This window comes from Nocardia brasiliensis NBRC 14402, assembly GCF_000308475.2.
GTDB lineage: Bacteria > Actinomycetota > Actinomycetes > Mycobacteriales > Mycobacteriaceae > Nocardia > Nocardia brasiliensis.
The window spans coordinates 1-12,337 of sequence record NZ_BAFT02000093.1 but is presented as its reverse complement, the minus strand read 5'-3'; the positions used below and the strand labels follow the sequence as shown (position 1 = coordinate 12,337).

The window sequence follows — 12,337 nt, the reverse complement described above, 5'->3', positions numbered from 1 at the left end:
AGTGCGCTCCCCAGCAGGATTGTCGTGCGGCGGTGCTCAGGCGCCGAGTTCGGCGAGCAGTTCTTCGACCAGCGAGCGATGATGCAGCAGCGACTCGATGTCGTCGGGCCGGGCCATCTCGCCGAAATGGATCTGCCGACCGCCCGACCGCAGAAAGACGACGCAGTAGTTGAGCGCGGCGAACAGCGTGTACCAGGTGAGATCGCCGAGCGGCCGGCCCGCGCACTCGGCGTAGGTCGCCACGACGTCGGCTTCGCGGAGGAAGCCCGGCATGCCGGGGAGGCCGAAAGTCTGCGCGATCGTCTGAAAGACCCGGTGTGCGAACACGAGCCAGGCCACATCGAGTTCGCGAGGACCGATCGTCGCCAGTTCCCAGTCGAGCACCGCGGCGGGCACGAAGTCCCGGTAGAGGCAGTTGCCGATGCGTGCGTCGCCCCAGGACAGCACGTCGTCGCCGGGCTTGGTCTGGGGCAGATTCGCGGTGAGCCACACCAGGATTCGCTCGACCAGCGGCGACGGGCCGGTGTCGCGCGCCGCGAACTCGTACCATGCGCGGGCGCGGTTCAGGGTGCGTTCGAGCGAGCTCGTGCCCGGCTGCGCAGGGGTGAGGAAGGCGAAGACGGTGCGCGCGTCGGGAATGGCGTGCAGCGCGGCGAGTGTCTCGATCGTGCTGTGCTGCAATCTGTGTTGTTGTTCGGGGCTCGCGTCGAACAGCCAGTTGCCGCCGAAGGTGTACGGCATGACGTCCGGGGGCACCACACCGTCCACGCGATCCATCAGCAGGAACGGCGTGCCCAGCACGGCTCCGGTCGGCTCGATGAAGCGCACCCGCGGCACCGGCACGTCGCTCGTCTCGGCGACGAGGCGCATGGCATCGAACTGGGCTTGCAGGTCGTAGTGCGCCAGGATGGGGAAATCGCCCGGGGTGGGCACCATCCGGCAGATCAAGTCGACGGTCCGCGAGGCACCGGCTTCGGTCCAGGTCGCGTTGAGTACCAACGTTTCCGCCGACATGCCGTTGCTGTCGATGCCCGAGCGCAGGGTGAGTCGCGGCCCGGCCGCCTCGGGCAGTTGGGTGGCCAGCCATTCGGTGAGGCGCGGGATCAGCGCGCTGGTGTCGCGGCTGCTGCGTTGCAGCCGCATGCCCGATTCGGGCTGGGATGAAGACATCGACCACTCCTGACAAGGTTGCGCAGCTGCGGTAACCATCGACCGCGCCGTTTCGGGGTGTCAACAGATGTTCTCGATGAGCGGGAGTGGGTGTGGACAGCTCGCCGTGCCGAGGGCGGGGGTCAACGGCTACTGTCGAGGCCGGGATTGGTTCTGCTCGAAAGATGGTCTGCGTGAACAGCGTTGTCAGCGTGTCGGCCCGCCGGGTCGAAAGTGCCTGCCCGAGGGGCGGTTCGGTGGAGTGCTCGGTCGGTGACCGAGGGGGCCGGGGGTGAGCGGTATCGGCAGGCGCCGGTTCATGGTCGGCGTCTCCGGGGCCGCCGGTGTGCTGGCCGCCGGATTCGGCGTCGCCGGAACCGCTGGGTCGCGCTCGCCCGCGCAGTCCGGCGAGCATGAAGAAAAGGCCGATGCGCGTGCTGTTTCCACTTCCGAGCTGAGCACCTTCTTCGCGACGGCCATGGTGGGTAACGCCGTCGAGGTCGACAGCGAAAGCGACGGCGATCTGTGGGTGACCTGCTGGGCCGACGACGACAACCTCTATTCGGTCAACGGTGACGGCAGCGGGTTCGCGGACGGGCCGCGGCACGACATCGTGGTCAACCGGATCAGCGGAGATCCCAAGAGCGGGTTCACCGGGGAGGTGCTGGCGGTCGCCGACGAGGTCGGTGCGATCTGGGGCGATCCCGCGCACTACAACCGGAAGCCGACCGGGATCGTCTGCGTGGACGGGCGACTCTATCTCGCGATTCAGGATCTACGGCTGGGCCCGGGGGACATCGCGTTCAACGACGCGCCGGACGCCAGCGTCTCGTGGTCGGACGATCACGGGCGGACCTGGCACAAGACCCAGCAGCCGATGTTCACCGGCGGGGTCTTCACCACCGTCTTCTTTCTCGACTTCGGGCGCGACTCCGGCGATGCCGCAACGGCATTGGGCGCGGACGCGGCACGCTACGTCTATGCGTATGGATTGGACGGCAATTGGCGCGGCTCGTTCACCGCGACGGTGGCCGACCCGTTCGACCTGTATCTGGCGCGTGCGCCGAAAGAGGCGGTCGAGCACCGCAACCGGTGGGAGTTCTTCGCCGGGCTCGACGGTGACAAACCGCGGTGGAGCAAACAGCTGACCGACCGGCGCGCGGTGCTGCGCGACACCCGGCGGCAGTATCCGACGCTGCGCAACTATCGTGAGTGGCCGCACAACCTTTCGGTGATCTCGCAGGGCGGGGTGGTGTATGTCAAACCGCTGAAACGGTATCTGTACACCTCCTGGACCGAGTACACCTACGAGTTCTATGAGGCGCCCACGCCGTGGGGCCCTTGGAAACTGTTCCTCACCAAGGATTTCGGCGGCTATCCGTGGTTCGGCCGGGGTCCCGGCTGCCCCGGTCCGAAGAACGGCGGTTATGCCACCACCATCCCGTCGAAATTCATCGCGGCCGACGGCACCTCGATGTGGGTGCAGTCGAACTGGTGGGTGGGCAGCGCGGGCGGCGACACCGCCTACAGCTTCAACCTCCGCAAGATGACGTTGCTGCCGTACCGCGCACAGGCACCGGCGAATCAGCCCGACCCGCGCGACAATCTGGCCTACACCGGCGCCGCGGTCACGCCCATCGAGAAATCCGCCCACTTCGGCCACACCGAGTACTACAACGACGGTGATTTCACCAAGAGCGAGAACAGCTTCGACCAGGAGAACAAGGACCTCGACTTCTGGGGCTTCACCTGGTCCAAGCCGTACCTGATGAACCAGGTGGTCTACACGACCGGTGAAATGTTCGACGACGGCGGCTGGTTCGCCGCAGGCCTGCGCGTCCAGGTGCGCCAGGACTTCCGCTGGATCGACGTCCAGAACACCAAGATCGAGCCCCGCTACCCGTACACCGTGACGACCGGCGCCTTCACCACCTACACCTTCAACTTCGCGACCACCTCCGGCGACGGCATCCGCATCATCGGAAAGCCAGGCGGCACCGCGTATTTCACTTCGATCGCAGAACTCGAGGTCTACTACCGATGAGGTCGGCCACTCACCTGGTGGCCGGCTGGAACAATTCGACGAAGTTGCCTGCGGGGTCCTGCACGAGGACCTGGCGGCCACCGGGCCCGCCGATGATGTCGTTGCGGAAGGGTACGCCCGCGGCACGCAGGCGGGTCACCTCGGCGTCGAGATCGTCGACGACGAGATGGATTCGGTTCCAGCCGCCCGGAACGGGCGTCTCGCCGTCGGGCATCGGACGTGCGCCCGAACTGGTGGGACCGGACAGCAGCAGCCGCAGCGCGCCACGGATGACATCGGTGAAGGCGGGGGCGGCATCGTGGTTGACGGTGAAACCCAAGTGGGTGGTGTAGAACTCGGTGGCCGCGGCGACATCGTCGACGATGTACCGGACACTGGCGAGGGTGGTCATGCTGGTTCCTCGGGGTGGGCGGCGAGGGTGGGCAGTAGGTAGCGGATGCGGGTATCGATTTCGGTGGTGATGCGGCGGAATTCGGGGTAGTCGGCCGCCGCTGGGTCGGCCGTGCTCCAGTGCGTGGTGGTGGTCGCGGGAATGTGATGCGGGTACTCGCGAACCTTGTCGCACAGCGTGATGACGTGGTCGAAATGCCTGCCCGCCATGGTCGCCAGGGATCTGGGTCGCTGCTGCCCGGTATCGATGCGGTAGTCCTCGTGCAGGATTCGCCTTGTGTAGGGATGGAACTCGGGCTTGGGATGGCTGCCCGCGGAGGCGATCCGCACTCGTCTGTCGCAATGCCGGCGTAGCAGCGCGGCGGCTATGGGCGACCGCGCACTGTTGCCGGTACAGAGGAACAGCACCGACCCGGCGACGCTGCCGGGGTCCTGCGCGGCTGTCGCCAGCCCGGGATGCAGTGCGGCGGCCGCTGCGCCGAATGCCGCGGCGCAGCGGGGCAGGTCGAGCCGGTAATACGTGTCGCGCCCATCGAAAGTGCTGCGATGCGTGCCCACGAACCCGGCCGAGCGCAACTGCCGCAGGTGATACGACACGAGATTCTGTGGTTCTCCGACGAGGTCGACGAGCTCGCGGACCCGATGGTCGCCACGAGCGAGCGCGGTCAACAGCGCCCAGCGCAAGGGATGGGCGGCGGTGCGGAACAGTGCCGGAAGCTCCGGTCGCTCGAGCGACCTCATGGTCCTAGAATACATCAAAACGCATTGATGTATCTACCGTCCGACAATCGGCGGTCGCCGACCGAACCGAGGAGACCTCATGGCCGAAAAGTCTTCGGCTGGAACAGGTTCAGCGCAGCGTCTGGCACGCCGACTCGGGCTCGGGGATGCGGTCGTGATCGGGCTCGGGGCGATGATCGGGGCGGGGATCTTCGGGGCGCTGGGTCCGGCGGCGCGGGCCGGGGGTGTGGGGATGCTGGCCGGGCTCGGGGTTGCGGCGGTGGTCGCGTTCTGCAATGCGACTTCGTCGGCGCGGCTGGCCGTTCGATATCCGGCTTCCGGGGGCACGTATGTGTACGGGCGGGAGCGGGTGGGGCCGTTCTGGGGGTACCTCGCGGGCTGGAGTTTCGTGGTGGGCAAGTCTGCATCCTGTGCGGCGATGGCACTGACTGCCGGAATCTACCTGTGGCCGGCGCACGCCCATGCGGTCGCGGTCGTCGTGGTGGCGACGCTGACCGCGGTCAACTATCGCGGCGTGCAGAAATCGGCGTGGCTGACCCGGGTCATCGTGGTCGTGGTGCTGCTCGTGCTCGCGGTGGTGATCGTCACCGCTTTCGGTTCGAGCCGAACAGATTGGCAGCGAATGCAGTTCGGCGGTGCGCTGACCGCCACGGGCGTGCTGCAAGCGGCCGGTCTGCTGTTCTTCGCTTTCGCCGGGTACGCGCGCATCGCCACGCTCGGTGAGGAGGTCCGTGACCCGGCCCGGACGATTCCGCGCGCGATACCGCTGGCGCTCGGCGGCACACTCGTCGTGTACGCGTCGGTCGCGGTGGCCGCGCTGGGCATACTCGGCCCGGATCGGTTGGCGACGGCAGTGGCACCGCTCGCTGAGCTGGTGCAGGTCGCGGGGGCTGGCTGGCTGACACCGGTGGTGCGCGCGGGCGCCGCTCTCGCGGCCTCGGGCGCACTGTTGGCGCTGATCCTCGGCGTCTCCCGCACCATCTTGGCCATGGCCCGTGATCGTCACCTGCCGCGCTCCCTTGCCGCCGTGCACCCGCGATTCGGGGTTCCGCATCGCGCCGAGGTGGTGGTCGGCGTGCTCGTCGCGGTCACCGCCGCCACCACCGATCTGCGCGCCGTGATCGGGTTCTCCTCGTTCGGCGTGCTGCTCTACTACGCCATCGCGAATGTGTCGGCCTGGACCCTGTCCCGCGACGAAAACCGGCCGCCCCGAGTGATTCCCGCGACGGGGTTGCTCGGCTGTCTGGTCTTGGCGTTCACCTTGCCGATGGGGTCCATCGTCGCCGGGGCGGGGGTCATCGCCGCGGGCGCAGTTCTCTATGGCGTCCGGTTGCTGAGTAACAGGTCGCTCAATCGGGGTAAAGATGGGTGACCGGGAGTCGGTGGTCGGTGTGCAGGCGGGCGGCCACGAGCGCGCGATGGCAGGCCCGCGGATCGCGCTCGATGCAGAACAGGGCGGTCGTGCGGTCGCTCGGGAGGTCTTGCACGAGGGTGGCGAGGTCGAACGGGTCGAGGATCTCGCTGGTGTAGCGCTCGGCGTACTCGGCTGCCAGCCTGACGCGGCTCCGCTTGCCGACGCCTGCCAGATCGTCTGCGCGGTATTGGAGTTGGCGTAGTTCGGTCGTCGGCGCCAGCCCTTTCACGTGCCGGTACTCGATGCCCGTCGTGGCGAGCGCGTGCTGGAGGCGTGCCGAGTTCGCCCAGGCGTACTCCGGCCCGCGGACACCGCGGCGCTGGCGCAGGTCGAGCAGCAGTCCGACGCCCTCGGCGCTGAGCGCCGCGAGGAACGTCTCGACGGTGCCGCCGTAGACGCCGATCGTCGCTATGCGTTTCATCGCAGCCTTTCGACGGTGGCGGTGGGCGCGGCCGATCCGGCCCACCGCCGTGGTGCTTACGGGAGCAGTGTCGGCTGGTCCACGGCCCACAACCAGGACCCGTCCGGCTGGCGGCGGGCGACCTCGGCGGCGATCTCGCCGGTGGTCAGGGTGGTCGTCGTCAGGGCCAGGTCGCCGCTCACCAGTGCCGGGTGCTGCCTGCCCGGGGAGAGTACCGGTGCGGCGGCCACGAACTGCTCGTAGACCTTGCGGATCTCCGCGTGTCCGGTCGCGAAGTGGCCCGGCGGGAACTCCAGCACCGCGTTCGGTTCGTAGAGCGCCACCAGTCCGTCGACATCGCCCGCGTTGGCGCGTTCGATGAAGTAATGGCCCAGGTCGTTGGGCTCGGTGGCCACTTTGTTGTTCGTCATACCGACTAGACTCCCAGTGAATCACGACATCTTGTGTCGGGTATTTCTGCGAAGGTTTTTCTATGCGTGCCGATCGGCTGGTCTCCCTGGTGCTGCTGCTGCGCCGGCACGGCCGGCTGTCCGCGACCGCACTCGCCCGCGAACTGGAGGTCTCCACCCGGACCGTGCTGCGCGATATCGAGGCACTGTCCGCGGCAGGCGTGCCCGTGTACGCCGAGCGCGGCAGGCACGGCGGGTTCGCCTTGCTACCGGGCTTTCAGACCGAGCTCACCGGCCTGAACCACGACGAGGCGCTGGCGCTGCTGGTGGCCGGGTCGCGGCCTGGCGCACAGGCTTTCGGGCTCGGCTCGGCACTGGCCTCGGCGATGCGCAAGGTGGTCGACGCGCTGCCCGAGAGCTATCGGGTGACCGCGGCGGGCGCGGCCGAACGATTGCTGATCGATCCGGACACCGATCTCCTGTCGCGACGCACGCTCCCGGAGGCGGTGCCCGATGCGGTGGCGCGCGAGGTCCGGCGTGCGGTGCTGGCCGGGCACAAGGTGCGTATCCACTACGCGGCGGTGGATCAGGAACCGGCCTGGCGCACGGTGGACCCCATCGGCTTGGTCACCGTGCGCGATCAGGCCTATTTGCTGGCCACCCGGTCCGGCGCGGACCGCACCTACCGCCTGTCGCGTATTTCGGCCGCCGAGGAACTGTCCGAACTTGCGCAGCGACCGGACCGGGTCGATCTGGATCGGGCGTGGCAGGAACGTGGCACGCGGTTTCGCACCGGCGGCGACCAGGTGGCAGTACGCGCCCGGGTGCATCCGTCGCGGCGCGCGGAGTTGGTCGGCACCGCGCTGGCCGTGCGCGCCGAGGCAACGGACGCGGACGACTGGTTGCGGCTGGAGGTGACCTTCCAGGACGCGAGACACGCCGAATGGGCGCTCTGGCAAGTGGCCACGAACGCGGAAGTCCTTGCCCCGCAGTGGTTACGCACCACGCTGCGCGATCGAGCGGCCGAACTGGCCGCCCACTATGCCGGCCCACCGCGCGACCTCGACACCGATTGAGCCGTAGGCGGTTTCGTCAGCGAAGCGATTCGGCGCAGGTCTTGTAAGACGTACGGCCGTACGTATAGTATTTCGCCCATGATGACGGCGGCTGTGGTGAAGAAGCAGATCTCAGAGCTGGGTGGGGCGTTCATGCTCTCCCGGGAAGTCAAGGAATTCGGCAGTGCCATCGGGGTGAGCGGGTTCCACGGTCCCTACACGCGCGGCCGCGGCGGCGTGCTCGGCGAGGTGGACGCGGACGTGGTCGCCGCGGGCTTCGGGTTCTTCGCGCCGGAGCGGGTCCGGTCGGCTTGGGAGTCGACGCCGATCGCCGCCGCCGAAGCGGCACAGGCGTATTCGGCCGCTTGTCAGGATTTCGGTCGCCGCAAGCTCGCCTCGTTCGAAGCCGCGGACCGGCTGGCGGAATTGCTGGCGCGGGTGGCCGCGGCGGCGTCGCCGGCCGGGCTGTCGTTGTTCGCGGGCTGGCGGGCGATGCCGCTGCCCGCGGACGGGCTCGGCCGGGCGACGCTGCTGCTGCACGTGGTGCGCGAACTGCGGGGCGGGCTGCACTTCATCGCGGTGACGGCGTGCGGGCTGACGCCGCTGGAGGCGATTCTCGTCTCCGGGTCGCCGATGCTCGACGGCGGTGATCAGGCTCGCCTGCTCGGCTGGCCCGAACCGTTCGAGGCGCCCACGCCGGAGCAGCGCGAGCGCTGGGAAGCCGCGGAAGCCTTGACCGACAAGCTGATTCAGCCGTACTTCGAGGTGCTCGACGAGTCCGAGCAGCAGGAACTCGGGGCGCTGCTGACCGACGCGCACCGCGCCGCGTTCACCCGCGAATCGTCTGCTCGACGGTAAGTCCCTACCCCCGTTCGGGGGTTACCGCAGAGTGACCCACATCACTATGGTCCTCTCACCCCGCGCCTGGACTGGCGGCGCAGGGGATGAAATGAGGACCGCATGAAAAGACTGTCGCCACAACAGGCAACGATGACGACGACCGGCACGAGCATGCGCCGGGTGGCCGTCGCGAGCTGTATCGGCACCACCATAGAATTCTACGATTTCTTCATCTACGGGACCGCGGCGGCGCTCGTCTTTCCGAAAGTCTTCTTCCCGGCGCTCGGGTCGACGGCGGGCACGGTCGCCTCGTTCGCGACGTTCGCCGTGGCGTTCATCGCACGCCCGGTGGGCGCCATGATCTTCGGGCATTTCGGCGACCGCATCGGCCGCAAGAAGACCCTCGTCTCCACGCTGTTGCTGATGGGCATCTCCACGCTGCTGATCGGCCTGCTGCCCGGTGCGGCGACCATCGGCGTCGCGGCACCGTTGATCCTGGTGCTGCTGCGCTTCGGTCAGGGCTTCGCCGTCGGCGGCGAATGGGCGGGCGCGACCCTGCTCACCGCGGAGTACGCGCCGCCGGGCAAACGCGGTCGCTACGCGATGTTCCCGCAGATCGGTCCGGCGTTCGCATTCGCGTTGTCCAGCAGCACTTTTCTCATCACCGGCACCTTTCTCGGCGATACCGACGACGCCTTCCTCACCTGGGGCTGGCGCATCCCGTTCGTGTTCTCGATCGTTTTGGTCGGCGTCGGGCTGTATGTGCGCCTGGTGATCGAGGAGACGCCGGTCTTTCGTGCGAACGCGACCGAGCGCGCGCTCGACGCCGGGCAGGCGCGGCTGCCCTTCCTGGAGGCCTGGCGGCACCAGACCAAGGAAATCCTGCTGTCCGCGGGCGCTTTGGCGACATTGTTCGCCTTCTTCTATATGGGCACCGCCTTCCTCACCAGCTACGGCACCAAGACACTGGGGTTCAGCCGCCCGTTCGTACTGACCGTCGGGATCGGGGCGGCGGTGATATTCGGTGCGGCGACCGTGCTTTCGGCCATCTACTCCGACCGGCTGGGCCGCCGCCGGGTCATCATGGCGTCGTCCGGGTTGGCCGTCGTCTGGTCGCTGGTGCTGTTCCCCTTGCTGGACAGTGGATCTCGGCCCGCTTTCGTGCTCAGTGTGCTCACCACCCTGGCCATCTTCGGTGTCGCGTACGGGCCTTGTGGTGCCCTGCTGCCGGAGATGTTCCGGACCCGCTACCGCTACACCGGCGCGGGTCTCGGCTACAACCTCGCCGGGGTGCTCGGCGGTGCGATCCCGCCCCTGGTCGCCACACCGCTCTCGTCGGCGTACGGCAGCAACGCGATCGGGGTCATGCTGGCCGGTCTGGCGGTATTGAGTTTCTGCTGCGCCAAGGCGTTGGTGGAGACCAAGGATGAGGCGCTGTAACCACGGCGGATACCGAAGAAGACCACACCTGAGCGGTTTCGGGTGTGGTCTTCTGCTGTGCGGCACCGACCCTGCGGCGCTGAGCTGGTTACTTACCTGGACGTGCGCAACTCCCGGGGAAAGTGCGTACTTGTCCGCGCTCGCCGTCCGCCTCGACACTGGCGGAGCACGAGGTCGTGTGCCTGCCTGGTAGACAACGCAATTGGAGCTGCAATGACGGAACAGAGAACGCCGGTGACGGTGCTCGGCACCGGGTCCATGGGTGCCGCGCTCGCCGCGGCCTTCCTCGCGGCGGAACACCCCACCGCCGTGTGGAACCGGAGCCCGGAACGAGCGGCGCCGCTCGTCGCCGCCGGCGCGCGGCAACACCTGACTGTCGCCGACGCCGTGGCCGCGAGCCCGCTGATCATCTCCGCACTGACCACGTTCGAGGCGACCAAGGCGGCGCTGACGGCGGCCGAAGCCGAGTTGAGCGGTCGCGTCGTCGTCACGACGAACAGTGGAATTCCTTCCGAAGCAAGGGAATTCGCGAGCTGGGTGACCGGTCTGGGTGCGCGCTTCCTCGGCGGCGCGATCAAGAATGTACCGTCGGCGATCGGCGCGCCCGACACTCTGCTGTACTTCGGTGGCGCGCAGGCGGTCTTCGACGAGCACGTGGACACGCTGCGGGTATTGGGTGGTGAGGTAATCCATCTCGGCGCCGAGCCGGATCTCGCGGCGCTGTTCGAATCCGCGGTCGGCGCCACGCTGCTGCCCGCGCTGCTCGGATTCTTCGAGGGCGCGGCGATACTGGCCGGGCGCGGTATCCCGGCACAGTCGATGGTGCCGTATTCGATCAAATGGCTACAGATGATCGAATCGATCCTGCCGGTCGTCGCCGACGAGATCGACAGCAAGGACTACACCCGGCTCGGGTCGTCGATCGCGTTGTTCCACACCGCGATCGACGACGACGTGCGGCTCGCCCGGGAATCCGGGGTGGACATGTCCTGGCACCGCCCGATGCACGAACTCCTCCGCCGAGCGATGGCCGACGGCCGGGGTGCGCAGAGCATCACAGCCCTGATCGAACTGCTGCGCACGGATCAGGGGCACCTGACGGTGTAGTCCCACTTGGTGCCATTCGGGCCGGTGACGCGGACCATGACGGCGGTGGCGGTGCCCGCGGGCAGGCCGACGGTGATGGAGCCGGTGCCTTGATTGAGATGGTCGCCGACGTAACCCGTGGTGCGCACCAGCGCGCCCTGGTAGAAGACGTCGATCTTGTCCGGCACGTCATAGGTCTCGTAGGCCAGGACGAAGGAGAGCGGACCGCCGCGGCCGAGCTCGTGCATGGTGTCGGTGACACCCGCGCCGCCGGATTTGGTCGACTGGTTGCAGCGCTGGGTGGGCGGCTGCGGGGTGCCGGAGCCGCTGCCGCTGCCGGCGCTGCCACTACCGCTGCCGGTGTCCGAGCTGCCGGAGCTGCCCGTGCCCGGCGCGGCGGACGCGCCGGCCGAAGCTGCGACGGTGAGTACCACGGCCAGGACGGTGGCCGCAGCCATGTCGCGCAGGGCTGGACGACGAATCACACTCTGGCTCAACACTTTTCCTCCACCGAAGATTGGTTCCGATTGCGCTGACCACGATGCCATCGGCGCGGGCCGGGGGATATCCGCCGTTCGGCGGACAGATCGATGTCCGCGTTCGGTAGCGGTGGCGGGCCCAACTGTGTTGCGATGGTCCGCATGACATCCGGTGCACCGGGGGTTGCCCCGGTCGACGCAGGGGAAGGTGTCGGATGGTCGTCCGTACGCGACGGATGGGGGAGGGATCGAAGGGGTCGCCGGGACTCGATCGCGGGACAGCGTGGTCGGCGAATACGTCGATTCCGCTGATCGATGATCTGTTAACAAATGTAAACCGCCCGAGAACCCGCTGTTTCCGAACAATCACATGATCGGCGTCGAAACAGGCGAACCGCCCGGTGTTTCGGCCGGTCGGCAAGCTCACGTGCAGGTCGAACGGCTGTGCGAGGGCGGGCGCGGACGGCGTGCCGTGACCGGCAGGTTGCCGTGATCTCACACCGCACAACGCGTCCGGGCGGGGTGTGAGGGAACCGTTTGGACGCACGTCCCGCGGTCCTTACAGTCTGAGCACCAGCCCGATTTTCACAGCTCGAAGGGGGCGTCGTGGCGCACCGACCGACCGACCGATCAAACGCCGACGCCGGTGACGCACTGCTGCGGTTGGGTAAGTATTTTCACCGCGGCGAGATTTCGGCGGACCAGCGGACCCTGCACAAGACCGGCGGGCGCGCGGCCGACGAGTTCTATCGCGACCGATGGTCGCACGACAAAGTGGTGCGCTCGACCCACGGCGTCAACTGCACGGGTTCGTGCTCCTGGAAGATCTACGTCAAAGACGGTGTGATCACCTGGGAATCACAGCAGACCGACTATCCCTCGGTGGGCT

General features: G+C 67.8%; 12 protein-coding genes and 1 pseudogene. 7 read left to right on the top strand and 6 right to left on the bottom strand.

What is annotated here, in order from left to right:
- Positions 1–36: 36 nt before the first annotated feature.
- Positions 37–1,170, bottom strand: a complete 1,134-nt coding sequence (locus TY25_RS31570) for a phosphotransferase family protein (RefSeq protein WP_042262311.1) — start codon at positions 1,168–1,170, stop codon at positions 37–39.
- A 271-nt stretch (positions 1,171–1,441) separates the two neighbouring features.
- On the opposite strand from TY25_RS31570, the gene TY25_RS31565 reads away from it, so the two are divergent.
- Positions 1,442–3,193 carry a glycoside hydrolase family 183 protein gene (locus TY25_RS31565; protein WP_052383322.1) on the top strand — a complete coding sequence of 584 codons (1,752 nt, stop codon included), beginning with the start codon at positions 1,442–1,444 and terminating at the stop codon, positions 3,191–3,193.
- Positions 3,194–3,203: 10 nt separating this feature from the next.
- On the opposite strand, the gene TY25_RS31560 is transcribed toward TY25_RS31565, so the two are convergent.
- Together TY25_RS31560 and TY25_RS31555 are read right to left on the bottom strand one after the other, a co-directional pair.
- Positions 3,204–3,584 (bottom strand): VOC family protein, encoded by a 381-nt coding sequence (locus TY25_RS31560; protein ID WP_042262308.1) that lies wholly within the window; start codon positions 3,582–3,584, stop codon positions 3,204–3,206.
- Entirely contained in the window at positions 3,581–4,324 is a 744-nt protein-coding gene (locus tag TY25_RS31555; RefSeq protein WP_042262305.1) for an arsenate reductase/protein-tyrosine-phosphatase family protein, read from the bottom strand. The genes TY25_RS31560 and TY25_RS31555 overlap by 4 nt, the downstream gene beginning before the upstream one ends.
- 79 nt (positions 4,325–4,403) lie before the next feature.
- Between TY25_RS31555 and TY25_RS31550 the strand changes: the two genes are divergently transcribed.
- Positions 4,404–5,696, top strand: coding sequence for an APC family permease (locus TY25_RS31550; RefSeq protein ID WP_042262302.1), 1,293 nt, complete (start codon positions 4,404–4,406; stop codon positions 5,694–5,696).
- Here TY25_RS31550 and TY25_RS31545 read toward each other — a convergent pair.
- Together TY25_RS31545 and TY25_RS31540 are read right to left on the bottom strand one after the other, a co-directional pair.
- Positions 5,674–6,159 carry a DUF488 domain-containing protein gene (locus tag TY25_RS31545; RefSeq protein WP_042262301.1) on the bottom strand — a complete coding sequence of 162 codons (486 nt, stop codon included), beginning with the start codon at positions 6,157–6,159 and terminating at the stop codon, positions 5,674–5,676. The two genes, TY25_RS31550 and TY25_RS31545, sit on opposite strands and share 23 nt — an antisense overlap.
- Positions 6,160–6,215: 56 nt before the next feature.
- A complete protein-coding gene (locus TY25_RS31540; protein ID WP_201773731.1) occupies positions 6,216–6,569 on the bottom strand; it encodes a YybH family protein in 354 nt (117 codons plus the stop codon).
- A gap of 62 nt (positions 6,570–6,631) precedes the next feature.
- Between TY25_RS31540 and TY25_RS31535 the strand changes: the two genes are divergently transcribed.
- From TY25_RS31535 to TY25_RS31520, 4 genes are all read left to right on the top strand, one after another.
- Positions 6,632–7,624 (top strand): helix-turn-helix transcriptional regulator, encoded by a 993-nt coding sequence (locus TY25_RS31535; protein ID WP_042262299.1) that lies wholly within the window; start codon positions 6,632–6,634, stop codon positions 7,622–7,624.
- 78 nt (positions 7,625–7,702) lie between these two features.
- A complete protein-coding gene (locus tag TY25_RS31530; RefSeq protein WP_042262297.1) occupies positions 7,703–8,461 on the top strand; it encodes an SCO6745 family protein in 759 nt (252 codons plus the stop codon).
- Between the two features lie 102 nt (positions 8,462–8,563).
- Positions 8,564–9,883 (top strand): MFS transporter, encoded by a 1,320-nt coding sequence (locus TY25_RS31525; protein ID WP_042262295.1) that lies wholly within the window; start codon positions 8,564–8,566, stop codon positions 9,881–9,883.
- Between the two features lie 213 nt (positions 9,884–10,096).
- Complete coding sequence (locus tag TY25_RS31520; protein WP_042262293.1) at positions 10,097–10,990, top strand: NAD(P)-dependent oxidoreductase; 894 nt, start codon at positions 10,097–10,099, stop codon at positions 10,988–10,990.
- Here TY25_RS31520 and TY25_RS31515 read toward each other — a convergent pair.
- A complete protein-coding gene (locus TY25_RS31515; RefSeq protein ID WP_042262290.1) occupies positions 10,969–11,469 on the bottom strand; it encodes a hypothetical protein in 501 nt (166 codons plus the stop codon). The genes TY25_RS31520 and TY25_RS31515 overlap by 22 nt on opposite strands.
- A 585-nt stretch (positions 11,470–12,054) precedes the next feature.
- Here TY25_RS31515 and TY25_RS31510 point away from each other — a divergent pair.
- Positions 12,055–12,337: pseudogene (locus tag TY25_RS31510) on the top strand (molybdopterin-dependent oxidoreductase); the annotation flags it as partial.